The 23323-nt window shown below is 56.7% G+C and carries 24 protein-coding genes; 22 read left to right on the forward strand and 2 right to left on the reverse strand.

Annotation, left to right across the window (positions count from 1 at the left end; all coding sequences use genetic code 11):
- Nucleotides 1-429: 429 nt before the first annotated feature.
- The 16 genes from EXR70_18220 (at nucleotide 430) to EXR70_18295 (ending at nucleotide 14663) form a co-directional block, all read left to right on the forward strand.
- Nucleotides 430-903 (forward strand): hypothetical protein, encoded by a 474-nt coding sequence (locus tag EXR70_18220; protein MSP40429.1) that lies wholly within the window; start codon nucleotides 430-432, stop codon nucleotides 901-903.
- A 27-nt stretch (nucleotides 904-930) separates the two neighbouring features.
- A complete protein-coding gene (locus EXR70_18225) occupies nucleotides 931-1179 on the forward strand; it encodes a hypothetical protein (protein MSP40430.1) in 249 nt (82 codons plus the stop codon).
- A 93-nt stretch (nucleotides 1180-1272) separates the two neighbouring features.
- Nucleotides 1273-1674: a cupin domain-containing protein gene (locus tag EXR70_18230; protein MSP40431.1), complete on the forward strand. Its 402-nt coding sequence runs from the start codon at nucleotides 1273-1275 to the stop codon at nucleotides 1672-1674.
- 241 nt (nucleotides 1675-1915) lie between these two features.
- Nucleotides 1916-3025, forward strand: coding sequence for a hypothetical protein (locus tag EXR70_18235; protein ID MSP40432.1), 1110 nt, complete (start codon nucleotides 1916-1918; stop codon nucleotides 3023-3025).
- Nucleotides 3026-3230: 205 nt separating this feature from the next.
- A complete protein-coding gene (locus tag EXR70_18240) occupies nucleotides 3231-3515 on the forward strand; it encodes a hypothetical protein (GenBank protein ID MSP40433.1) in 285 nt (94 codons plus the stop codon).
- A gap of 474 nt (nucleotides 3516-3989) precedes the next feature.
- Nucleotides 3990-5042 carry a hypothetical protein gene (locus EXR70_18245; protein ID MSP40434.1) on the forward strand — a complete coding sequence of 351 codons (1053 nt, stop codon included), beginning with the start codon at nucleotides 3990-3992 and terminating at the stop codon, nucleotides 5040-5042.
- A 162-nt stretch (nucleotides 5043-5204) separates the two neighbouring features.
- Nucleotides 5205-6188 (forward strand): ABC transporter substrate-binding protein, encoded by a 984-nt coding sequence (locus tag EXR70_18250; protein ID MSP40435.1) that lies wholly within the window; start codon nucleotides 5205-5207, stop codon nucleotides 6186-6188.
- A gap of 134 nt (nucleotides 6189-6322) precedes the next feature.
- On the forward strand, nucleotides 6323-6595 hold the full coding sequence (locus EXR70_18255; GenBank protein ID MSP40436.1) for a hypothetical protein: 273 nt from the start codon (nucleotides 6323-6325) through the stop codon (nucleotides 6593-6595).
- A gap of 3 nt (nucleotides 6596-6598) precedes the next feature.
- Entirely contained in the window at nucleotides 6599-7579 is a 981-nt protein-coding gene (locus EXR70_18260) for an ABC transporter substrate-binding protein (GenBank protein ID MSP40437.1), read from the forward strand.
- 205 nt (nucleotides 7580-7784) lie between these two features.
- On the forward strand, nucleotides 7785-9041 hold the full coding sequence (locus EXR70_18265) for a cytochrome C (protein MSP40438.1): 1257 nt from the start codon (nucleotides 7785-7787) through the stop codon (nucleotides 9039-9041).
- 302 nt (nucleotides 9042-9343) lie between these two features.
- A complete protein-coding gene (locus tag EXR70_18270) occupies nucleotides 9344-9907 on the forward strand; it encodes a hypothetical protein (protein MSP40439.1) in 564 nt (187 codons plus the stop codon).
- A 78-nt stretch (nucleotides 9908-9985) separates the two neighbouring features.
- On the forward strand, nucleotides 9986-10900 hold the full coding sequence (locus EXR70_18275; protein MSP40440.1) for a hypothetical protein: 915 nt from the start codon (nucleotides 9986-9988) through the stop codon (nucleotides 10898-10900).
- A 99-nt stretch (nucleotides 10901-10999) separates the two neighbouring features.
- On the forward strand, nucleotides 11000-12121 hold the full coding sequence (locus EXR70_18280; GenBank protein ID MSP40441.1) for a hypothetical protein: 1122 nt from the start codon (nucleotides 11000-11002) through the stop codon (nucleotides 12119-12121).
- A 202-nt stretch (nucleotides 12122-12323) separates the two neighbouring features.
- A complete protein-coding gene (locus tag EXR70_18285; GenBank protein ID MSP40442.1) occupies nucleotides 12324-12893 on the forward strand; it encodes a hypothetical protein in 570 nt (189 codons plus the stop codon).
- Nucleotides 12890-13270: a hypothetical protein gene (locus tag EXR70_18290; protein MSP40443.1), complete on the forward strand. Its 381-nt coding sequence runs from the start codon at nucleotides 12890-12892 to the stop codon at nucleotides 13268-13270. Before EXR70_18285 ends, EXR70_18290 begins: the two co-directional genes overlap by 4 nt.
- A gap of 274 nt (nucleotides 13271-13544) precedes the next feature.
- Complete coding sequence (locus EXR70_18295; GenBank protein MSP40444.1) at nucleotides 13545-14663, forward strand: hypothetical protein; 1119 nt, start codon at nucleotides 13545-13547, stop codon at nucleotides 14661-14663.
- A gap of 162 nt (nucleotides 14664-14825) precedes the next feature.
- Here the strand turns inward: EXR70_18295 and EXR70_18300 are convergent, their stop codons facing one another.
- Together EXR70_18300 and EXR70_18305 are read right to left on the reverse strand one after the other, a co-directional pair.
- Nucleotides 14826-15926, reverse strand: a complete 1101-nt coding sequence (locus tag EXR70_18300; GenBank protein MSP40445.1) for an amidohydrolase — start codon at nucleotides 15924-15926, stop codon at nucleotides 14826-14828.
- 66 nt (nucleotides 15927-15992) lie between these two features.
- Complete coding sequence (locus EXR70_18305) at nucleotides 15993-17228, reverse strand: ABC transporter substrate-binding protein (GenBank protein MSP40446.1); 1236 nt, start codon at nucleotides 17226-17228, stop codon at nucleotides 15993-15995.
- Between the two features lie 211 nt (nucleotides 17229-17439).
- Between EXR70_18305 and EXR70_18310 the strand changes: the two genes are divergently transcribed.
- The 6 genes from EXR70_18310 to EXR70_18335 all read left to right on the forward strand — a co-directional run bounded on the left by EXR70_18310 (nucleotide 17440) and on the right by EXR70_18335 (nucleotide 22933).
- Nucleotides 17440-17655, forward strand: coding sequence for a hypothetical protein (locus EXR70_18310; GenBank protein ID MSP40447.1), 216 nt, complete (start codon nucleotides 17440-17442; stop codon nucleotides 17653-17655).
- Between the two features lie 162 nt (nucleotides 17656-17817).
- Nucleotides 17818-18885, forward strand: coding sequence for a hypothetical protein (locus tag EXR70_18315; protein MSP40448.1), 1068 nt, complete (start codon nucleotides 17818-17820; stop codon nucleotides 18883-18885).
- Nucleotides 18886-18946: 61 nt separating this feature from the next.
- On the forward strand, nucleotides 18947-19894 hold the full coding sequence (locus EXR70_18320) for an ABC transporter substrate-binding protein (GenBank protein ID MSP40449.1): 948 nt from the start codon (nucleotides 18947-18949) through the stop codon (nucleotides 19892-19894).
- A 10-nt stretch (nucleotides 19895-19904) separates the two neighbouring features.
- A complete protein-coding gene (locus tag EXR70_18325; GenBank protein ID MSP40450.1) occupies nucleotides 19905-20885 on the forward strand; it encodes an ABC transporter substrate-binding protein in 981 nt (326 codons plus the stop codon).
- A gap of 26 nt (nucleotides 20886-20911) precedes the next feature.
- Complete coding sequence (locus EXR70_18330; GenBank protein MSP40451.1) at nucleotides 20912-21910, forward strand: ABC transporter substrate-binding protein; 999 nt, start codon at nucleotides 20912-20914, stop codon at nucleotides 21908-21910.
- 24 nt (nucleotides 21911-21934) lie between these two features.
- Complete coding sequence (locus tag EXR70_18335; GenBank protein MSP40452.1) at nucleotides 21935-22933, forward strand: ABC transporter substrate-binding protein; 999 nt, start codon at nucleotides 21935-21937, stop codon at nucleotides 22931-22933.
- The last annotated feature ends 390 nt before the right edge of the window (nucleotides 22934-23323 follow it).

A 23323-nucleotide genomic window follows, 5' to 3' on the forward strand; every position in this document is an offset into this window, starting at 1 on the left:
AGGCTTTGCCAATTTGGGCGACGCCTATAAATTGGTCCCCGGCTATCAGTTGGCGGGCGTGTTTGTCCGCGAGGGTTGGGCGGCGAAGAACAAAGATTTGACGCTGCGCTTTCTGCGCGCGTTTACCAATTCGCTCAAGTGGCTGCACGACAACCGCGCCGAAGCCCTCGAACTATTGCCCAAGATCACCACTTTGCCGAAGCAGTATGTGCAGAGCGCCTGGGAGACATACACCAAAGCGGTGTGGCCGCGGGACGGCCGGGTGAGCGTGAAAGCGTTGCAGCTGGTGATCGATTTGATGAACGAAGATGGTTTGCTAAAAAAGCCGCTGAAGCCGGAAGATGTGATCGATGATTCTTACTTACGAGAGATCGGCGCGCGATAGATTCGCATAGAGTTGCAGCAAAATAATTTGCCTGGCGGTCTTCTATGTTAGGCGGTCATGCGGTGGCTCAATGTCTTTACAACGAGGGCGTGAAACATCTGTTCAGCGTGCCGGGGGAAAGTTACATCGCCGTGGTCGACGGCTTGGTCAATCATCCCGAGATCCACGCCAAGCAAAAAGCTTACGCGACGCCGAAGGAATGTCTGACCAAGCGCGTTTCCATGGAGCGGGTGATGCAGGATTTAAAATCCGCCTCGCCTGCGGACGCAATCACGACCACGGACGCTGGCAGCTTCGGCCAATGGCATCAACGCTATCTCGAATTCGATCATGCGAATTCTTACATTTCGCCGACGCTCGGCTGCATGGGGCCGGGGATTCCTTCCGGTGTGGTGGCCAAACTTACCTATCCCAACCGCACCGTTATCGCCCACGCCGGCGACGGTGGCTTTCTTATGACCGGTCAAGAAATGGCGACGGCGAAACAGTACGGCGCGCCGATCGTCGCCATCGTTTAGAACAACGAGGGCTACAACACGATTCGTATGCATCAGGAAGCGCAGTATCCGGGCCAGCAGTACGGCATCGCGCTGGGAAATCCCGACTTCGCCGCCATGGGCGAAGCCTATGGCGCCCTCGGTCTCAAGGTGCGCCGCGACGAAGAGTTTCTGCCGGCGTTCAAGCGCGCCTTGGCCGCCGGCCGTTCGGCGCTGATCGAAGTCGAGACCGATTACGAGTTCCTCACGCCGACGGTAAAGCTCGCGGATGTCGCCGGCAAGAAAATGGCGGAGTGAGCACTAGCGGTTCGCGTGCCGATGCTTTGACCCGGCCAGGTCTTTTGTATTAAGTTAAGTTGCAACTGGCTTGAGAGAAAGGAACGACGATCCATGGAATTGGCGACGATCAACGACAAGATCGAAGAGATGGTCAAGTCCGGCAAGGAGAAAATGTATTTCAACTTGATGGGCACCGAGAATTTTCGCTGCTGGCTGAACGTTTACATGCCGGGCCAGGGCACCAACGGCTTGCACTATCACAACACCGATGAGACTTTTACGGTCATGGAAGGCTGCGGCGAGATCGTCCATCGCGACGGCAGCCGGACCAAGGTGGAAAAGGGCAGCGTGGTGCTGATCCCGGCGAAATATTATTACGACATTAAGAACACCGGCGACAGTGTGATGGCGCTGCTCGGTAACCGCGCCGAAGGTTTCGGCGGGCCGACGATCTATCTCGATCCGGCGCAGAATGAGAAGATGAAGGGCAGGAAGCAGTTTGGCGACGCTTGATTCGTCGCGTGTCTAGAAAATTGACCCTCGCAGGGTGCTGATAAAAGTGGAACATGCTTCGACAGGCTCAGCATGAACGGAATTTACTCAATGATTTTAATTTCTAATCCGTTCGTCCTGAGCTTGTCGAAGGACTCCTAGAGCGTTTTCAGCCACCGCTTAATGACAGTCTGTAATGGCTAGAGGCTTTCGCGTGCCCTTTAAAAGCTCGTAAAAGCGTAATAAGAAAACAACAAGTCACTTGCAGAAGGAGAGAGCTAACGTGCGAATTATCGATGCCGACACACATATCGACGAAACCGAAGCCACTTGGGAATACATGACGGGCGCCGACCTGGACTACAAACCCACGACCGCATTTCCCTCCAACCCCGATCCCAAGCTGCCGCCGGCACGTTATTGGGTGATCGAGGGGAAGCGCCAAGTGCGTTTCATCCGCAGCGACAAGGACTCCGGTACCACGGTTGAAACCCGCGAGCTGCTCGATATCAACGCCCGGCTCAAACATATGGACGAGCTCGGCACCGATATCCAGGTGATCTATCCGACTTTATTTCTGATGGAGGCTTCGCAAAATCCCGAGGCGAGCACGGCGACGCGGAAAAGCTACAATCGCTGGTTGGGCGAGCGTTGCAGCCATTCGGGCGGCCGTCTGCGCTGGGTGTGCATGCCGCCGGTGCAGAAGATCGAGAACTGCCTTGAAGAGCTGACTTGGGCCAAAGAACATGGCGCCTGCGGCGTGATCAAAAAAGGCGACCGCGAAGCGGGAAAATATCCCGCCGATCCCTATTTCGAGCCGCTCTATGCCGCGGCGGAAAAGCTCGATCTGCCGGTCTGCATCCATACCGGCTCGGGTATTCCCGATTTTTCCCCGGCGCGGGAGTTTTCCCACGGCCAGTTCATGCGCACCAAGGGCGCGGCGATCAACGGCGTGCTTGGCATGGTATTGCACAAGATCCCGAAAAAGTTTCCCAAGCTGCGCATCGGCTGTATCGAAGCCGGTTCCATGTGGACGCCCTTCGTGGCTTACGATTTGAAGCGCCAGGCGATCAAGCAGCAGGGACGCGAGTCGGTGGGCGTCCTAGGCGTACCGCTCATCGATGTTCCGACCAACGTTTTCAAGGACAATAATATCTACGTCACCTGCCAGGTCGATGAAGATCTGCCATTGATTCTCAAAACCGTCGGCGAGGATCATTTGATGGTCGGTTCCGACTACACCCATCGCGATCCGTCGATGGAGCTGGAATTTCGCAAAGAGTTGCAAGCGCGCGCCGACAAGGGCGAGATTCCGCAGGCGTCGATTCAGAAGATTCTTTATGACAATCCGAAGGCGTTCTACGCGCTTTAGACATCAATTGGAGGCGTCGAGCCATGATCCGTCATGCCGGCGCAGGCCGGCATCCATCTTGGATTGCCCAGAGCATAAACCTGGATTCCGGCCTACGCCAGAATGACGAAATGAATAAGAGCGCGTTCAGTTTTAATATAAGTCGTTTTGACATAGCGAGTCTGGGTCGTTTATAGTTGAGTCAAATTGTAAAGGAGGACACTAAATGATTGTTCTCAGTCCAGAAGGAAAGGCGCAGACCTCGGCGGCGAAAGTCGCTGGCATCGCCCAGTTCACCGATCTGCGCGGCAAGGTGGTGGGCTTTCTCGATAACAGCAAACCCAACGCCGACAAGTTGGCGGAGCGGTTTGGCGAGTTGTTAAAAGAGAAATACGGCGTCGCCAGCATCATCACGCGGCGCAAATTGACGGCGCAGCAGGGTGCGCCCAAACAATATCTCGACGAGCTGGCGTCGCAGGCTGACTTTGTCATCTGCGGCCTGGGTGATTGAGGCTCCTGCACGTCGTGGAGTGTCCACGACTCTTTAGAGATACAAAAGCGCGGCCGGTTCGCGATCACGCTGATCACCCACGCCTTCACCGCCTTGGCGACGTCCGAAAAGGAAGCGTTCGGCGCGGCGGATCATCCGGTGTTGGTGGTGCAGCATCCGATCGGCACGGTCAAGCTTGAGGAAGTCAGCAAGAAAGCCGACGCGGCGTTCGATCAGTTGATTAGTATTCTGCTTGCGCCCGAGGCGGCGCGGGCGGTTGCTTAACGGATTGGTTTAGGGTCTCGGGTTTCGAGTCTCGTGTTTTGGTTCATCTGACTCGGCGCCCGAGACTTTTTTATTTTGTATCCATTCCTATTCCGTCATACCGGCGCAGGCCGGTATCCAGCTTCTTGTTTAGATTGTGCGTAATAATGCTGGATTCCCGCCTACGCGGGAATGACGGAAAGGAAATTTTGAATTTGGAAGGGCGGTCCTATGGCAACGGCAGCACTGCAAGCAGAGCGAGTTGAAATTCCTGATGACATCTGGGAGGCGCAGGCTTTCTTCGAAGAGAAAGGCTGGTCCGATGGCTTGCCGATCATTCCTCCCACCGAAGCGCGCGTCGGGCAGATGCTGGCGGCGACCAAGCGTAAACCCGATGAAATGATCGGCGCCGTGCCGCCGCGCTGGGCGCAAGCGACAGTGGAGAAGATCGCCATCAACGGCGTCATGGCCGGCTGCAAGCCTGAATACATGCCGACGCTGATCGCCGCCACTGAAGCGCTCTGCGATCCCAAACTGAATCTCTACGCCCTCCAGGCGACCACCGGCGGGCCCGCCGTGATGATCATCATCAATGGGCCGGTGCGCAAGCAACTCAACGTCAACGGCGGCTCCAACGCGCTCGGCGAAGGCTGGCGCGCCAACGCCACCATCGGCCGCTTCGTGCAAATGATTAAGCGCAACATCGGCGGTTCCTATCCGGGCACGACCTGCAAAGCGACGCTAGGTTGGCCGGGAAAGTTTTCCATCTGCGTCGGTGAAAATGAGGAAGCGAGTCCCTGGGAACCGCTTCATGTCGAGCGCGGCTTCAAGGCCGAGCAGAGCACCGTGACTGCGATCAGCGCGGATGCGTCGATACGCGCGTCGGATTTGGACAGCTCGAAAGCCGAAGGCGTGCTGATCAATTTCGCGCAAAAGATGGATGGACCGTCGGGGCCCGAAGCGATCATGGTGATTTGCCCTGAGCACGCGAAGATCATCGCCGACGACGGCTTCAGCAAAAAAGACGTGCAGAAATTTATCTGGGAACGCGCCGCCTACCGGATGAAAGATCTACCCGACGAAACTTTCTATCAGCGGGTCAAGCGCCGATCCGATTTGAAATTGACACGCGAGAGTATTATCCCAGTCACGGATAAGCCGGAAGATATTCTAGTGATCGTCGCCGGCGGCGACGGCTCGCAGTCGCAGTACATTCACGTCTGGGGACAGGCCACGCCGGAAGGTGGGTCGACGCGAAGCGTGACAAAAGTCATCAAGGATTAACCCTTCGATACGGGCCTACTCAGGGCCAACGGAGAGTCCGTTTCCCAGAGTAGCGACCGTTGCGGTCGCGTAGCGAGGGGTGTGTTGTGCATCGCTCAAACTGATTTAACTATTTACCCTCGCCCATTCCGATGGGAGAGGAAGGGTGAGGGTCCGAATCCCATGACCACTCAATGTCGCTGTTTCATCGTCATCGTTATTCTTTCCTTGTCAGCGCAACGCAGTTCCGCCGCCGACAAACTCCGCATCGGTTACTCCGGCGCGACGATCACCAATTCGATGTTGTGGGTGACGCAGGAAGGGCGGCTGTTCGAGAAGAACGGCATCGACCCCGAAGTTCTTTATCTCCAAACCACGCTCGGCCAGACGGCGATGATCGCCGGCGAAATTCAAATGTGCGTTTACTCGGCGAGTCTGCTGACGCCGGCGCGTTTGCAAGGCGCCGATGTCGTCATGCTGCTGAGTTTTCTCCACAAGCCGATCTATCGTCTGGTGGTGCGGCCGGAGATTCGCAGCGTCGCCGATCTACGCGGTAAGCGTATCGGTATCACGCGCTTCGGCACGGTGAGCGATTGGACCACGCGCTTGTTATTATCGCGTCTCGGTCTCGACGCGGAAAAGGATGTGACTCTGATCCAAAGCGGCGACGTGCCGGTGCTGGTCAATGGATTGTCGGCGGGCCGGACTATCGACGCCGCGATCATGCAGCCGCCCTATGATAAAAAGCTCGTAGCCCAGGGGCTGCGCGTGCTGCTCAACATGCAGGATATGGATATCGTCCTGCAACAGACCGGCCTTAACACCACGCAGAAGTTCATCGCCAGAAATCCCGACATCGTCCGGCGCGCCGTGAAGTCACTCATCGACGGCATTCATTTCATGCGCAACAACCCCGCCGTCGCCAAACGCGCCATCGGCAAACACATGCAGATCAAAGACGAGCGCGAGCTGGAAGATTCCTATCAACTGCTGCGCAGCTTCATCCAACCCAAACCCTATCCGAATCTCGAAGGCTTCAAACCAATCTTCGAGGAAGCCGGCAAACGCCTGCCGGCGGCAAAGACCGCCAACGCCAAAGATTTTGTCGACACGCGCTTCATCGAGGAGTTGGACAAGTCGGGTTATATCGACGGGCTGTATAAATAGTCTTCCGCCGAGCAGCTCCAGCCTAGTTTCGCGAACTATTCTATGGCCCTTATTATTCAGCAGAAATAATGTCGGTTGGCTGTGTATGATTTGCGGCGCAATAAGTTGCACTTCGATGATCCTGGTTTTTCTCGATGTCTATTTATTCCCGCTCGCACTGGTCCGAGATCGAAAAGCAGCATGATGCCAAGTCGGTGCTTGTCTCTCTCTTGCAAGTCATGTTTCCATTTGTTGGCAGCGCCACTGCATTCTTGGCTGCAGCTGTCGGCGGGGTGCTTGGAATGGTTGGCCTGTTTCAAAAGGGCGGGTCTAAAGTGGCTATTGTTGTAGGATTAGCTTTGGCCGGTATCGCCTTTTTGGTTGCCGTACTGTTTTTCATTGGCATGGGTAATTTTCGCAAGGGTTGAACTGTGATGCGATCGATTAAGATTTTGCTGATGCTCTTAGTGCTGGTGCCGGTATCGGCCTACGCCGCCGACAAGCTGCGCATCGGTTACTCCGGTCTCAGCCCGGCGACGGCGATGTTGTGGGTCGCGCAGGAAGGCAGGCTCTTCGAGAAAAATGGACTCAGCGCCGAAGTGCTGTTTCTGCGCAACAATCTCGGCCAGTCGGCGATGATCGCCGGCGAGATCGATATGTGCAGTTACTCGGCGAGCCTGATGGCGCCGGCGCGGGTGCAGGGGGCGGATTTAGTCATGATCGTCAGCTTTCAGCAAAAGCTCAATTATCGGCTGGTGGTGCGGCCGGAGATTCGCACGCTGGCGGAATTGAAAGGCAAGGTGCTCGGCGTCACTCGTTACGGTACGGTGAACGATGCGACCATGCGGCTGCTGATTAGCAAGCTCGGTCTCGATCCTGACCGCGATGTTCGGTTGATTCAAGTCGGCGATTCGGCGCCGGTGGTGGCGACTTCATTGATCGCCGGCAAAACTTTCGACGGCGGGCTGCTGCAGCCGCCTTATTATAACAAGGCGGTGGAGTCTGGGTTTCGCGTGTTCGCCAACATGGAAGAAATGGACATCCCATTTCAACAGGTGGGGCTCAACACGACGCAGCGTATGATCGCCAAGAGTCCTGACACAGTTCGCCGTGTGGTCAAGTCGATCGTCGAAGGCGTACAATTGATTCGTATCAATCCCGGCGTGGCCAAGCGCGCCATCGCTCGCTACATGCAGATCAAAGACGAGAAAGTGCTTGAGGAATCCTATCAGCAGTTGAAAGGGATTGCGGAGACCAAGCCGTATCCTTCGGCGGAAGGCTTCAAAACCATCCTTGACGAATTGGCGAAGAAACTTCCCGCCGCGCGCACCGCCAATCCGCGCGAGTTTATGGACGCGCGGTTTCTTCAGGAGTTCGATAAGTCGGGATATATCGACGGGCTTTACAAGTAAGCGAAGAGACGGATTTGTCTTACCACAGAGCGCACAGCGATCACAGAGTCCGGAAGGTTTGGTAGGGGCGGGTTTTAAACCCGCCCTCCGGTTTACGCTGTGTCAATCTTGCGGTCGCAATCCCAACCATCGACAGCAAGGCGGAAAAGATGCTAAGTTTTTTGCGCTTGCAACGAATTTCCATGAATCGCATAGGAGCAAGACTATGAGTAAACTATTTCTGACGTTGATCGTGGCGCTCTATCTCGCGACCATAGAGCCCGCGGCCTTTGGCGCGCAGCCGGCGGTGCAGTTGCCGGAGGGCGACGGCAAGCCGCATGTGCAAGGACTGTGCGCGACCTGTCATGAACTCAATCTGATCCCGCGCAGTTCCGGTTACACGCGCGCCGGCTGGCAAGAATTGATCGGTAACATGATCAACATCGCCGGCACGCCGGCGGAGGATGCCATCACCCAATATCTAGCGAAGCATTTCCCGCCGAACACGAATCTGCAACCGACCTTGGTGCCGGGGCCGATATCGATCAGTTTTAAGGAATGGAAAGTGCCGCAGTTGGGCCAGCGCGCTCGCGATCCAGTGCAGACGGCCGACGGTTCGATTTGGTATTGCGGGCAGTTCGGCAACCTCGTCGGGCGGATCAATCCCAAGACCGGCGAAGTTTCGGAGTACGCTTTGCCGGACAAAGCTTTGCCGCATAGCATCACGCCGGATCGCGACGGCAATATTTGGTACACCGGCAATGGCAACGGTACGGTGGGCAAGCTCGACGTGAAAACCGGTAAAATCACGGAATATAAAATGCCCGACCCCAACGCCAAAGATCCTCACACCGCTGTCTTCGACGAAAAGGGCCGGCTGTTTTTCACTTTGCAGGTGAGCAACATGATCGGCCGCTTGGTGCCGTCCACCGGCGAGATTAAATTGGCAACGGTGGCGCGAAAAAATTCTCGGCCCTACGGCATCAAGTTGGCCGCCGATGGCTCGCTGTGGGTTTCATGCAACGGCAGCAACTGTTTGTTGAAAATCGATCCGGAAACCCTGGCGATCCGGGAATTCGATCTGCCCGAAGGCACCACCGTGCGCCGTCTCGACCTCGCCAAGGACGGCACGATCTGGTATGTCAACTCCGGCCTGGGCCGACTCGGACGGATGGACCCAAAGACCGGCCAGTATAAAGAGTGGATGTCACCGAGCGGGGCGAAGTCGCATCCTTACGCCATCGCGGTGGTCGACGGTATGGTTTGGTTCAACGAATCGGGAATGCGCCCCGATCCGCTAGTGCGCTTCGATCCGACCACGGAAAAATTTCAGAGCTGGCCGATCCCGTCGGGCAATATCTACGGCGGCATCCTGCGCCATATGCGCCCGACCAAAGACGGCAACCTGCTGATTCACCAGACCAGCACCAACCGGATCTACGAGGTCGAAGTGAAGTCGGGCGCGCGGCGGGTGGCGAACTAGGCGGCGCGCATCGATCCAGTTTTCCTGAGGGCTCCCGCGCCACTTAGTTGGCGCGGGAGCCCTTGTTAATTTGCCAGAAAAAAACTCCACTACCAACTCTTGTCACCGAGCGCGCCAGTCTAGTATGTAGCTTACATCCCAGGTTTCGATTTATTGTGAAGAAAGCGCGGAGCTCTTATGGCAGATAGGCCAACAACCACCGACGAAGGCGCCGCGGTCGCGAAAATCCTCATCGGTCTCGTCAACGAGTGCGACACCGACGTGGATGTCTACCACGCGATCCCGACGATTTCACCGATGAATTGAAAGCCAAGCTCGCGCCTGGGCAGCGGCGCGAGATGACGGTCGGGCTTGACGATTGCTTGATCGCCAAGGTCGGCGATCAGTTAGTTGGCGAGTATGGCGTCTGCGCCGAGCTGCGCTTGTGGCGCCTGCGAGCGGGTGACGCCCGGCGCGGGCTGCACTGTCAGATCATCGTCGCCAATCAGCGCGGCCAGGCGGTGCGCTTGGTTTACACGGATGGGGCCGACGGCGCGACAAAATCCCACGCGGAACTACCGCCGGGGGAAAGACTGGTCGTGGATGCCATGACCGGCGACTACTGGGAAGCGATGATTGGCGCGCGCGTGGTGTCGGCCTATCAGCCGAGCTGGCGCTTGCCGGTCTGGAATATCATCGATGTCGATTGCGAATTCGTACCGGAACTGCCGGTCTTTGATTACACGGATCTGAACGATACCGAAGAACCGCGACAAATCGACTTGCCCGCCGTCGGCGAAGTCAAAGCGGTCATGGTGTTTGTCGATTTTCCGGATTTCCAACCACCCGTTAGTCCGCAGGCGGCCAGAGATGCGATCGTCGGCTAGGCTGAGGACTGGTTTCGTGTGGAGTCCTACGGCCGATTGCAGTTCTCGGTGGACACTCCCGTGCTCGCTTGGCGGCGCATGCCGAAGCCGGCCACCGAATATAAGTCTATCGGCAGCTGCGCCGCGGATCATGCTTCGTATATCACGACGGCGCTGGCGCAGTTCCGCGCGGTTGAGATCGATTTTTCCCAATACCAAATCGTTTACATCGTTGCCGCGAAGACACCGGAGGATCCGAAGTATGACGGCGTCTTAGCGAACTCGCCGACGCTCAGCAATGGCCAGAATATCCCAACCAACAATGGGGTGGTCAAACATGTGGTGACCTTTGGCCGTGACGCTTATTGGCGCAGCTTCCGCGTGCTGGTGCACGAGACCGGTCATCTGTTCGGGCTACCGGATCTCTACCTGTTTCATCCGACGGAACAGAAACCACACCTCGGTCCCGCAGGCGTCTGGGATATCATGTGCGTCCTTGACGGCGGGCGTCATTTTCTCGGCTGGCATAGGTATAAACTTGACTGGCTCGACGAGTCCCAGCTGGTTTACTTCAACTCCGGCGAGTTGACACTTAGCCTGACTACGATGGAAACCGCTCAAGGGATCAAACTGATCGTTCTGCCGAGTGAGTACTCGTCGCAGCTCTATGTCGTCGAAGTTGCCCAGGAGCTCGGCGAGGACGGAACCTTTCGCGACAAGGGGATAGTGCTTTACGCCGTGGATGGGGCGGTGGGAACCGGCCATAAACCGCTAGAAGTCATTCATTGCGGCGCGGCCGTGGATGATACGAACATCGGTCTGCGCTGCGGCGATTTCCTGGCGCCTGGCGAAAGCCATGTGATCGCATTAGCAAACGCTAGCCGGGTGGAAATTTCTAACAACCGGAAGGCCGAGGATGGTTTCGAGGTCACGGTTCGAGTAACTGGTTCACAGCTGGGAGCTTCGGTTAAACCGGTGAACTGTAGCCATTGCGGTCGGCCGATGCGCGGATAAATTCGATTGCGCTGGCGGTTTTCAAACTCGCTGGACGAAACCGTTTGAAATGCTAGGTGTCTCATCAAGACTAAATCACCAATCGGAGAGAATTAATTTATGATCATCGATGCCGATGCCCATATCGAAGAGTCCGAGGCAATGTTCGAGCGCTTGGACAAAGAGTTCCGTCCACGCCGGCCGTTGCCGGTGCGACTTGAGCGCGACACGGTGTACGGCCGCTACAACGCCGTCTGGCTGATCGACGGCGAGACTTATCCGAAGCTGGTCGGCAAGGGCGGGACGATTTTTCGCACGCCGACGCTGATGGAAGCGGCGACCCAGAAGCGCGAGAGCATCGGCGCCCAGGAGATCACCGATGTCGCGGCGCGGCTCGGCGACATGGACAAGGTGAAGATCGATGTTCAAGTTGTCTTCCCAAGTTTGTTTCTGACCCATTCTGCCGAAGATGTGAAATTAGAAGCGGCGCTCTTGCGCGCTTATAATTCGTTTCTCGGCGAATGCGCTAGCGCTTCGAAGAATCGCATCCGCTTCGCCGCCCTGGTGCCGATCCGCGATGTCGAAGCATCGATCCAGGAAATCAAACGTGCGGCAAAGATCGGTGCCGCGGCGGTGACGTTGCAAGGCATGGCGTGGGATAAATTGCTCGGCGATGAAAGTTTGTTTCCCTTCTACCAGGCCGCGGCCGATCTGAATCTGCCGATCTGCGTTCATCTCGGCTGGGGCTGTCCGGCGCTGACGCGCATATTCGATGCGACGACGAATTTTTACAGCGCGATCCTGCCGGTGGTGATGGGCTTCAACAGCATCATGAGTTCGGCGGCCTTCGAGAAGATTCCCAATCTACGTTTCAGTTTTTTGGAAGCCGGCGCCGCGTGGATTCCGTTTCTGCTCAAACAAGTGCGGCGCGACAACATGCGGCGCAAGCTGGCCAGAGATCCCGTCGAGTATTTCCAAACTGGCCGAGTATTCGTCAGCGCTGAGCCGGACGAAGATTTGACCGGCATCGCCGCATTGGTGGGCAAGATTCCTTCGTCCTCGGCTCCGACTATCCCCACGGCGATCCGTCGCGCCAAGAAGACATGGTCGCGGAGTTTCGCGAGCGCAAGGACTTGTCGCAAACGATGGTCGAAAAGATGCTGTCGGATAATCCCAGGCGGCTGTACGGGCTATAAGACCAGGCTGAAGAAGCTTTCGTTTCCTGACTCCATAACTAGCTAAGATATACAATCTGGCGTCCACTACAGGTACCTTGATGCGCACGTCATTAAACTTCCACGCGCGGGGCGAAGTTTTCGACACCATGATTGCGGCGCAGTTGCTCGGCATCGAGCAGCTCGGGCTGGCGCCGCTCATCTAGATGGATGCCGCGGTGAAGGCGAAGGTGGCAAAGCTTCTCGGTCTGCGTTAACCTCATAGGAACATGGTCGCGAATGAAAATGCCGAGGTCTCGACACTGACTCGCGAAATCATCCTTCGCGCGTTGCAGACCCTGTCCGACGAACTTGGCAAACAAGGTGTCACCGGCGAAGTCTGTTTGTTCGGCGGCACGGTGATGGTGCTCGCCTTCACCGCCCGGTTGACGACGAAAGACGTGGACGCGCTTTTCCAGCCGACGCAGACGATTCGCGAGATCGCCCGTCGCATTGCCGGCGAACAACACCTGCCTGCTGACTGGCTCAACGATGGCGTCAAAGGTTTCATTTCCACTCGGCACGAAACGACCACGGGAAATCTGCCGCAGTTTGCGCACCTGCGTTTGACCATGCCCGTGCCGGAATATCTGCTTGCCATGAAGTGCATGGCCGCGCGCATCGGCGGCACGACGGACGAACCGTCCGACGTGACCGACATTATTTTTCTAGTTCGCCATCTGAAATTCAAATCCGCGCAGGAAGTTCTGGATTTGGTCGGGCAATACTATCCGGCGAATCGCATCGCCGTGAAGACGCAGTATCTGATCGAGGGTTTATTTGAAGAAGGCAAAATATGAGACCGAAAACATTGGCGGAAGTCGCGCAACTCGCGGCGCGCGGCGAATCATTCGATCGCTGCCTGGCAAATTTTCTCGACGAGTTTTATTCCGCTCCAAACCCGAAGGCATTGGCCGACGCGCCGGTGTTGCTAGCGCCGGACTTGGGCAAGTCGGGAAGCGTGCAAGATGCCTATCTGGCGGCAACCGCTGAAGAACTGGCCCACGCCCAGCAATTTCCTCTGCCGGCATGGACGGGCGCGGATGCGTGTAAGCTGCATCAGCCCTGGTTCGCGTCGCCACTGGCGGCGTTGCGGGCGGTTTTACTTTTGGAAAGTCCGGCGGCCTTTCGCTCGCGCAATCTTTTCATCAGCGAAAATGCACTGACTCGCGCATGAAACGGTCGGGCAGCAAACTCGACCTTTGAAATTAAAGGGATCGGAGTCTTTTCCTATATCGTCTGCGCTTATCTAAACAAACGCGGTTGTCCTCTAGGTTTCAATTTCTGATCTCAATGCGCTGCGGGTCAATTTCATCTTCCCATCAGATTCGATAAATGATTAGGTCGTGGCCGTGGTAATTGCTGTGGGCAAACTTGACCTAACGAAGGAGATCTATTCGTTGAATACATCGCAGTCACAAAACTACGTCTACGTGCGCGATCAGCCTTCAATGGCAGCGCTAATCGAGCGTATCGTCACGGCTGATCGAGTCGGCCTCGATACCGAGGCCGACAGTCTGCACAACTATTTTGAAAAGGTTTGTTTGATCCAGCTGTCGTTGGGAGACGAGCACTACATCGTCGATCCGCTTTCGGGAGTTGATTTGGGCGGATTCTATGAAGCTTTGGCGGACAAGCCGTTGATTCTCCATGGCGGCGACTACGATTTGCGCATGATGCGCTTGTCCCATGACTTTCGCACGGTGCGGGAAGTGTTCGACACGATGATCGCGGCGCAGTTGCTTGGCATTGAGCAGATCGGCCTGGCGGCGCTGATCGAAAAATATTTTGGCGTTGTCATCGAAAAAGCCGGGCAGAAGTCGGACTGGTCACGCCGGCCGTTGAGTGACAAGCAGTTGAGCTACGCGGTCAACGATACGCGTTATCTCGCCGCGCTTGCCGATCGACTTTCTGGTGAGTTGCGTGAACTTGGCCGACTCGAGTGGCACGCGGAAAGTTGCCGGGCGATGGTTGAGTCGAGCGGGCGCGATCGACCGCGCGATCCTGACGACGCTTGGCGCATCAAAGGCGCCGGACGGCTGACGCGCCGCCAGCTCGCTTATCTGCGCGAACTTTGGCTGTGGCGCGACGGTCACGCCCAACGCGCCAACCGGCCGCAGTTCATGATTTTTGGCAATCAACAAATTTTAGAATTGATCGCGTGGGCGGATGCTCACGTCGGCGAGCCGCTGCATCAAGGACCGAAGTTGCCGCGCAATATCACCGGCGCGTTGCTGTCGATGCTGGAACAAGCGATCAAGCGGGCCGGAGAAATGGCTCCGGCCGAGTGGCCGGAGTTGCGCCGGCGTGAACACGTGGAATCGCCGAGCAACGAGTGCTTGGAACGCGCTAAAGTGTTGCGCGATGACTGCGCGCGCATCGCCAAAGAACTTGGTATTTCCGCTTCGGTCTTGGCGCCGAAAGCGGCCATCGAAGCGATCGCCCGGAGCGAGCCGCGGAACGTTGAAGAGATTATGGAATGCGGGCGATTGCTGCGCTGGCAGGCGGAACTGATTCTCGGCTCGGTGGTAAAGGTTGCGGCGCCAGTGGTTGCGGTCGCGGCAATGTAACGGGTCGGAGGTCTAGCGTTTAGTAATACGCGGTGTCCCAGGTTTCTCGCCGCAGGGGCGGGTCGCGACCCGCCCGTCTCATCCACGCTTGGATGCCGGCCTGCGCCGGCATGACGGAAGAAGAGTACTACTGCTGCCTCTAGTCGATTGCTTCGATTGCGCTCATTCCAACCCATAAAACAGCCGCGGGTTTTCGCACATGATCTTTTCGACCAACGCCGGCGAAATATCTTCGCGCGCTTTCATCTGTGCGACTAGATGCGCTTGCTCGGCGGGGTCGTTGTGGCCGTAGTCGGTGCCTGTGAGCAAATGGCCTTCGCCGGTGTATTGAATCAGGTATGGAATGTCCTCGTCGGCTTCGCAGGCGACGAAAAAGCGATAGTCTTCGAACATGTCCTGCGCTGTCGTCCATGATTTTTTCCACGGCCGCGCGTTGTCGCGCTTGAGCCGGTGCACGAGAAAAGGAATCCAACTCGCCGACGCTTCGATGAAGCCGAATTTCAGCTTGGGAAACAGATCGGGGATTTTGTTGATCACCAAATCGCGAAAGGCGTGCAGCGGCGGAAAGCCGGAGCTGGACCACTGGCGGTTTCTTTCCAGATCGAACATCGCGGTGACGGCCGGCGTGCCGGAGCCGGTGTGGATGCAGATCGGCAGGTCGACATCCATGGCGGCTTGGTAGATCGGAAAGAAGCAAGGGTTGTCCAACGTCAGGTTGCCTTCCATACCGCGAAAGAAAACCCCGCACGCGCCTTGCTGCTTGGCGGCTTTGATTTCTTTTACTGATTCTTCGATCGAGCGGAGCGGCGGCACGACCACCCAGCGGATGCGCTTGTCGCTCTTGGCGCAAGCGGCGGCCATGAAGCGATTGTAGGCGCGGCACAGCGCGACATCGAGATCGGCGTCGTCGGTAAGATAAATCAAAAACAAAGTTGGGTAGACGACCTGCGTCGCGATACCGGCGCGGTCCATGTCGGCGAGGCGCGCCGGGACGTCGGTGATCTCGCGGCAGCCGAGCTGAATATCTTTGCGTTCAAGTTGCGTCTTCGCCGCCGAAGGCGTGATCAATCGAAAGCCGCCTTTGCCCACCGGCTTGGGAAAAATGTTGCCGTCGATCAGCCATGTGGCATTCCAGTCTTTGTAGAGCGTGTCTTCGGGCAGCGATAACAAAACCGGCCGGCGCGGCCGCATGGCGTCGTCGATCAAGTTCCACATTTGTTCCGACTCGGCGATATGAGTGTCGGCATCGATAATGGGTTGCATATTAACTCTTCGGGCTTCACGTCTAGGGTCTAGTGTTTCGTGTTCCAACACGAGACGGTAAACCGTTTACGGCAAAAAATTCGTGTCGATCAATTGTGCAACGGATAGGCTCTTCGCTTTGGGATTGTCCTTGGCGATGTCATCGAGGGCTACTTGCAAACCTTTGAGCGTCGGTTTGCCGTCGTCGGGCAAGGCGCGCACGCGTAGGTTGTAGTCGAACTCGGCGATCTCGCGGTCGTTGGTCCTGAGCGCCGCCATGGTTTTCTTGATCGCCAGTTCGCGTTGGCTTTTGTAAAAACGAATGGCGTCAAGATAGCCCGTGGCAAAGCGGCGCACGAGGTCCGGCTGGCTCTTGAGCAAGTCGTCACGGGCAATCAGCGCGACTTGTTGGTAGTCGATAGCTTTGTCGGCGAAATCGATTAATAGATTGTTGCCGCTCTTCACCGCGATTTGCGCCAAACCCGAGGTGAGCACCGTGGCATCGATGCTGCCGGCGCGCAGTGCGCTCAGTCGAGTGCCGGGTCCGCCGGTTTGTAGGATGACGACATCCTTGGCGGTAAGTCCGAATTGCGCCAGTGCCAGCTTGAGCGCGTAATCGTCGGTACTGCCGAAACGGCTGATGCCGATTTTTTTGCCTTTGAGCTGCGCCTCCGTAACGATGCTTCGTTGCGCGATGAGCGCATAGGGCAGACGGTTATGCACGCCGACGAGGATCTTTGCCGGCGCGCCTTCGAGAAAGGCGAGGATGAAGGGCGTGCCGCCGGTGCCGAGGAAGTCCAAACTTTTCCCGACCAGCGCTTGCACGGACAACGTGCCGCCGGCGATGTAGATGACTTCGACATCCAATTGGTACGGCCGCAGTATGCCGGCGTCTTTGGCGACGGCATATGAAACCGATTCGGTGCTGGCGGGGGAGTTCGTGCCGACGCGCAGCGTGGTCCCTTGCCCCGATACCGGAGCGGCAGAGCAAAACAGCAGCATTAGCGCCCAGGCTACGATGGCGCGCCGATTTCGGTTGGCAAGTAAGTTCACGTGCGCCTTACACCTAGGATAGTTGCTTCCAGCTGTCAATGACAATTGGCCACAGTGGTTGTGGTGCGGCGGTAAAATCGCGTATATATATTCTTGATTTCTAATCAAACCGCTAGGAGGTACTAACCGAATGGCAACGTTAAAATTTCTCGATCCGCGCGCCGTGGTCAACCCGAAGGACCGGCCGTTGGTGCCGGGGCTCGATACGCTGGTAGGAAAAGTGCTCGGCATCATCGACAACGGCCAGTCGAACTCGACGGACATGTTCAAGGAGTTGGCCAAGCTGCTGCAAGATAAGCTCGGTGTCAAAGAAGTGCTGTTCAGAACCAAGCCTTCTCACATGCAAGGCGCGCCCAAGCCGCTCATGGAGGAACTGCTCAACCGCTGTGACGGCGTCATAACCGGTCTCGGCGCTTGAGGGTCGTGCACGTCGTGGAGTGTCCACGACGCCATCGAACTGCAAGGGAAAGGTAAGCCGACGGTGACGCTGTGTCAGTCGATCTTCATGGCGCTGGCGCGCACGGAGTCGAAGTTTTTCGGCTTGGCGACATTGCCGCTAGTGGAGATTCCCCATCACCCAAGCGGCGGCGCGCGGGAAGGCGAGCATCGCGCCGACGCTGAAGGGGCGATTCAATTGGTTAATGAAATGTTGACTCTGAGTTCGCTCGCGAGTTTGCAGCGGGCGAAGGCGGGGTAGGGGTTTCAATTCATATTCTCTCTGATCGATTCCTTTCCCCCTTGCGGGGAAAGGTTAGGATAGGGGGTATGGATTTAATTAGATCGCGGGCGCGCGCCCTTCGAAAAAATCCTACGGAAGCTGAAAAGCTTTTTTGGCGAATCATAGGAGCCTGCATTCATTATGAACCTCACCTCGAACCTCATCGAAGTCGAAGATAATTGGGAAGCGGTCAATGATTGGTTTTGCAATGAGAAGCTGAGCGACGGGTTGCCGATCGTGCCACCGACGGTGGCGCGGGTTGAAAGGATGCTCTGCGCGACCACGCGGGATCCGGCGGAGGTGGTTGGGCCGATCCCACCCAAGTGGGCGCCTTGTTCGATCGAGAAGATCGCGGTCAATGCGGTGATGGCCGGCTGTTTGCCGGAATATTTACCGGTGATCATCGCGGCGGTGGAAGCGATCTTAGAGCCGCGTTTCAATCTTTACGGTGTGCAGGCCACCACCGGCTACGTCGGACCGGCGCTTTTGCTCAACGGGCCGATTCGCACAGCGTTGAATGTCAATTGCGACTCCGGGGTGTTCGGTCCTGGCTTTCGTTCCAACGCGACCATCGGCCGGGCGATTCGTTTGATCCTGATCACCGTCGGTGGCGGTTATCCTGGTGATACCGATCGCTCGACATTTGGCTGGCCGGGAAAATATACCATGTGCTTCGGCGAGAATCAGGAAAAGAGCCCGTGGGAGCCATACCACGTCGAGTTCGGTTTCAAGCCGGAGGAGAGCACGGTCACTGTCTTTGGCATCAATGGCTTTCTGCCGATCCACACGGCTGGCAATCGCGGCGAGCAGGCGCTTTCATCCTTGGCCGAAGTCATCAAGATGCATCACGGCGTGAGTCATCTCGACGTCGGCAGTTTCGGCGGCGGCACGCCGTTGATCGCGTTGGGCATCGAAGACGCCGAGATCATGGCTCGGGACGGGATCACCAAGAAGCAGGTGAAAGATTATCTGTGGGAACATGCGTCGCTCAAGTTCGAAGAAATTCCAGCGCGACGCAAAGGGCATAAGAACGACGAAGAACTGCGGCGCGAGTCGATCAACATGACGCCGGACGGTGTCGTTCATCTTTCCACCAAAGCCGAAGACATCATGGTGATCGTCATCGGTGGCAAGCATCGTCATTCGGTCTTCTTGCCCATGTGGACTGGGCGCAATACTTTGTGCGCGATCAAAGGGATTAAGACGTAAGGGGTTAGGGGTGAAGGGTAAGGGGTTACGACGGACACTGCTCGCGCTGTCCTTGGTTTCGATGCCATGGGCGTTCGTTAATTCGACACCTGCGCAGGAAAAAGTGCGCTTTCCCATCGGCGCGTCGTCGAAGACTTTTAGTTACGGGCCGCTTTGGTTGGCGCAGAAGCTGGGCTACTTCGAGCGTGAGGGGTTGGATGTCCAGATCGTCGTCATGCGCGGCACGCCGATCACACTCCAGGCTTTGGCCACCGAGTCGATTTACATCGCTAATGCTGGCACGGACGGAGTGATGGGTGCGGTCGATAAGGGGCTCGACTTGGCGATGATCGGCAGCTTGCTCAACAACTTGAGCATGAGTTTGGTTGCGGCGAAGCCTTACAAAACTTTCGACGATCTGCGCGGCAAGACCATCGGTTCGCAGACGATTACGACCGGAACCGGCTTTGCCATGAGGCTGGTGCTGCGCGCCCATGGGCTGGAATATCCGCGCGACTATCAGATTCTCAACATTGGTGGCGTGACCGATCGTTATGTCGCATTGCAATCCGGGCAGATCGCCGCGACGCCGTTGAGCGTGCCCCTCGATAATGACGCCAAGCAGAAGGGCTTCAACGTCATCGGTTATTTCGTCGACGACTTGCCGACCTATTTTCTCAATCCCTATATCGTCAAACGTGCCTGGGCCGAAAAGAACCGGCCGTTGGCGGTACGCTACATGAAGGCGATCGCACAAACCCATCGCTGGCTATTCGACAACCGCGACGCGGCTTGCGGCTATCTGTCGAAGGAAATGTCGATGAGCGTCGAGAACTGCCGCTTGGCTTGGGAATACAGCGTCAAAAATCGGGTGTGGGATCGTAACGCCGAATTGAACCTGGAAGGCGTGCGCACCATGATCAAGATCGTCGCCGAGATCGCTGGGCAGAAAGAGCCGCTGGCGCAACCGGCGAAATATATCGATCAGAGTTATTTGAAGCAGGCGTTGGGGGAAATCGGGAAGAGGTAAGGGGTTTCGGATGAAGATGCGATTCTTGGCCAGTTGCTTACTGATCTGGGGTTTAGTTGCGGCAAGCGTAGATGCTCAGGAAAAGTTTCGTTTTCCCATCGGCGAGTCTTCTAAAACTCTCAGCTATGGACCGCTTTGGGTGGCGGCCAAGATGGGGTTTTTCGATAAGGAAGGTTTGGACGTCCCCATCGTCACCATGCGCGGTTCGCCGTTGACGATTCAGGCGCTGACGGCGGATTCGATTTATGTAGCCAATGCCACGGTGGACACCTTGATCAGCGCGCACGAGAAGGGCGCGGACATTACCATGATCGGCGGCTTGATCAACGGTCTGGGCTTGAGCATGATCGGCGGCAAGCAATATAAAACCTACGCCGATCTGCGCGGCACAACCATCGGCACGCAGACATTGACCTCGGGAACCGGCTTTGCCCTACGTTTGGTGCTCAAAGCGCACGGCATGGAATATCCGCGCGACTACAAGTTGCTCAACATCGGCGGCGCCGCCGATCGCTATCAAGCTTTGAACTCAGGGCAGATCTCGTCAACGCCGGTGGGCGTGCCGTTGGATTTAGTGGCCAAGCAACAGGGCTACAACATCATCGGTTACTTTGCCGATGACGAGCCTAACTTTCAGTTCAACGTTTACATCGTCAAACGGGCCTGGGCCGAGAAAAACCGCCCGTTGGTTCTACGCTTCATGCGCGCTATCGTGTCGACCATGCGCTGGATGAACGACAACCGCGACGCGGCCTGCACTTATCTGACCAAAGAAATGGTCATCACCATGGAGCATTGCCGTTACGCTTCCGATTATAATTGGAAGAACAAGATTTGGGACCGCAACGCCGATCTCAACGTCGAAGGCGTGCGCACCTTGATCAAGATCACCGCGGAGCAGGGGATTCTCAAGGAGCCGCTGCCGCAGCCGTCGAAGTACATCGATCAGAGTTATTTGAGGTTGGCCTTGGCGGAATTGAATAAGAAGTAATAAGTAAGGGGTAATAAGTGAAGAAAATGCACCGAATCAAAATGGTAGTGTGGCTGTTCATTGTTGGTTTTTCGTTGCCTTTGTACGGCGCGAACGCGCAGGACAAAATTCGCATGGGATTGAGTTCGGTGAGTGCGCTGCACACGGCGACTTGGGTGGCGGAGGAGCGCGGTTTGTTTCGGAAGCACAATATCGACGCTGAAGTTATCGTGACTGGGCAGGGTGGCACGGTCGGTATCGCGGCGCTCATGGCCAACGATGTGCAGATGCTTAGTTCCGCCGGCGATTTGTTGGCCGCGGCGGCGCTACGCGGCGGCGAGGCGGTGATGCTCGCCGGCGTGGTCAACAAAGGATTGCAGCGCATCTTGACGGTCCCCGAGATCAAGACCCCCGCTGACTTGAAGGGCAAGCGCGTCGGCGTCACGCGCATCGGCGCGGTTTCCCATGTCGTCCTGCAGATGATGATGCAGCGTTGGAAGATGAACCCCGCCGACGTTCAAGTCATGCAGGTTGGCTCGTCGCCGGATATGCTGATCAGTCTGGATAAGAAAGGCATCGACGCCGCGGTGTTGACCATCCCGTCGATGTTCGTCGCCGAAGACCGCGGCTATCGTGTGCTGATCGACATGGCGGAGACCGACATTTTTTATCTCCACACCATGATCGGCTCGACCCGGGCCTACGTCAAGAATAACCGCGACAAGGTGTCGCGCTTTTTGAAGGGGTATTTGGAAGGCATCGCCTTCGTGAAGCAAAACCGCAAAGAGAGTATCGAGATCGTCAAGAAAAAGCTTCGCATCGGTCCGGCCCAGGAGCGCAATCTGCAACGTGCCATCGACTTGGTTGCCGACAAGTATTACGAGCAGGTCCCCTACACCTCCCAGCGCGGCGTCGAGACGGTGTTGGGGTTCATCGAGAAGGACAACCCCAAAGCTAAAGGCGCCGACCCCAAGTCGTTCTACGACGACAGCCTGTTGCGCGAGATTGAGCAGAGCGGGTTTGTTAAACCGCTCTACCAACGTTGATCATCGGCGGGACCGGACGGGTTGATGAAAAAGCTGAGCGGTTATCTAATTCTAATTTCGCTGCTGGTCATGTTTCATGACGGCCTCGCGGCGGCGCAGGAGAAAGTCCGCGTCGGGTTGAGTTCGGTGAGCGCGCTGCATAGCGCCATGTGGGTGGCCGAGCAGAAAGGTTTTTTTCGCGGCCATGGTATCGAGGCGGAGATCATCGTTACCGGCCAGGGCGCGGCGACCGGGATTAGCGCGCTCTTGGCCAACGATATCCAGATCGTCAGCTCGGCCGGCGACTCCCTGGTCAACTCGGCGTTACGTGGCGGTGAGACCGTGATGATCGCCGCCGGCGTCAACCGCGGCCTCAATCGCATCATGGTGCGCCCGGAGATCAAAAACCCGGCAGATTTGAAGGGCAAAAAGATCGGCGCCACCCGCGTCGGCGCGGTGTCGCATTCGGTGCTGATGATGATGCTCAAGCGCTGGAACATTAACCCAGCCGATGTCCAGGTGCTCCAGCTGGGCTCGTCGCCAAATATGCTGTCAGCCTTGGAGAAGGGCGGCATCGACGGCGCGGTGATGACGATTCCCTTCGTATTTGTCGCCGAGGATCGCGGCTCGCGGGTGCTCATCGATCTGGCCGAGACCGATATTTTTTACTTACACACGATGATCGCCTCGACGCGCAGTTTCGTAAAAAGCAAGCGCGATATCGCGCTCAGATTTCTCCGCGGTTTCGTCGAAGGTATCGCCTACTTCAAACAGAACAAGAAGGAAAGTTTGGAGATTGTTCGTAGAAAACTACGCATCAACGTCGATCAGGAACGCAACCTGGAACGTTCCTACGATTTGCTGGCGACGAAATATTACGAAGCGATGCCCTATCCGTCGCTACGCGGCGTCGAGACCGTGCTCGGTTTGGTCGAAAAGGATAATCCCAATGCCAAGACCGCCGATCCGAAATCCTTCGTCGACGACAGTCTTTTGCGTGAAATTGACGCCAGTGGGTTTATCAAGACGCTGTATCCGCGTTAGCGCACCGACAAGTTTTCACTTCCCCTCTTTGGAAAGAAGGCGCTAGGGGAGATTTTCTTGTGCTCGCGCCGCTCCATCGTCGCAGAGAACAGTCCGAGTTCTACGAACACTACCACCACGCCGCGAAACCAAATCCCCCTCGGTCCCCCTTTTCCAAAGGGGGAAGATATGAGCACCATCGTAAACGATTTGCGGTTCTGGAGGCTGAGCGATCATTTCGCTGCACGGAATGTTTCATGAATCGCTGTCGTGGCAACGTCAATATGTCATGTTAACAGCAACGCGATTATGTCAGGGTAGTGCGTTGGGTTGAGGTCGTAAGTTAGAAACCTGGCCATAGCGGAACCCCACCTTGTTGGAGTTGGTTCGATATAGGCCAAGTGTGTGCGT

Source organism: Deltaproteobacteria bacterium (assembly GCA_009692615.1).
Classification (GTDB): Bacteria; Desulfobacterota; Binatia; order UBA9968; family UBA9968; genus DP-20.

Bases quoted from the DNA above. Each gene is read 5' to 3' on its own strand.
- EXR70_18225 (MSP40430.1), top strand. From the start codon at position 931: ATGCATCAGGAAGCGCAGTATCCGGGCCAGCAGTACGGCATCGCGCTG.
- EXR70_18320 (MSP40449.1), top strand. From the start codon at position 18,947: ATGCCATGGGCGTTCGTTAATTCGACACCTGCGCAGGAAAAAGTGCGC.
- EXR70_18330 (MSP40451.1), top strand. From the start codon at position 20,912: ATGCACCGAATCAAAATGGTAGTGTGGCTGTTCATTGTTGGTTTTTCG.
- EXR70_18325 (MSP40450.1), top strand. From the start codon at position 19,905: ATGAAGATGCGATTCTTGGCCAGTTGCTTACTGATCTGGGGTTTAGTT.
- EXR70_18290 (MSP40443.1), top strand. From the start codon at position 12,890: ATGAGACCGAAAACATTGGCGGAAGTCGCGCAACTCGCGGCGCGCGGC.
- EXR70_18220 (MSP40429.1), top strand. From the start codon at position 430: ATGTTAGGCGGTCATGCGGTGGCTCAATGTCTTTACAACGAGGGCGTG.
- EXR70_18280 (MSP40441.1), top strand. From the start codon at position 11,000: ATGATCATCGATGCCGATGCCCATATCGAAGAGTCCGAGGCAATGTTC.
- EXR70_18285 (MSP40442.1), top strand. From the start codon at position 12,324: ATGGTCGCGAATGAAAATGCCGAGGTCTCGACACTGACTCGCGAAATC.
- EXR70_18295 (MSP40444.1), top strand. From the start codon at position 13,545: ATGGCAGCGCTAATCGAGCGTATCGTCACGGCTGATCGAGTCGGCCTC.
- EXR70_18250 (MSP40435.1), top strand. From the start codon at position 5,205: ATGACCACTCAATGTCGCTGTTTCATCGTCATCGTTATTCTTTCCTTG.
- EXR70_18315 (MSP40448.1), top strand. From the start codon at position 17,818: ATGAACCTCACCTCGAACCTCATCGAAGTCGAAGATAATTGGGAAGCG.
- EXR70_18240 (MSP40433.1), top strand. From the start codon at position 3,231: ATGATTGTTCTCAGTCCAGAAGGAAAGGCGCAGACCTCGGCGGCGAAA.
- EXR70_18265 (MSP40438.1), top strand. From the start codon at position 7,785: ATGAGTAAACTATTTCTGACGTTGATCGTGGCGCTCTATCTCGCGACC.
- EXR70_18245 (MSP40434.1), top strand. From the start codon at position 3,990: ATGGCAACGGCAGCACTGCAAGCAGAGCGAGTTGAAATTCCTGATGAC.
- EXR70_18335 (MSP40452.1), top strand. From the start codon at position 21,935: ATGAAAAAGCTGAGCGGTTATCTAATTCTAATTTCGCTGCTGGTCATG.
- EXR70_18230 (MSP40431.1), top strand. From the start codon at position 1,273: ATGGAATTGGCGACGATCAACGACAAGATCGAAGAGATGGTCAAGTCC.
- EXR70_18300 (MSP40445.1), bottom strand. From the start codon at position 15,926: ATGCAACCCATTATCGATGCCGACACTCATATCGCCGAGTCGGAACAA.
- EXR70_18275 (MSP40440.1), top strand. From the start codon at position 9,986: ATGCCGAAGCCGGCCACCGAATATAAGTCTATCGGCAGCTGCGCCGCG.
- EXR70_18255 (MSP40436.1), top strand. From the start codon at position 6,323: ATGTCTATTTATTCCCGCTCGCACTGGTCCGAGATCGAAAAGCAGCAT.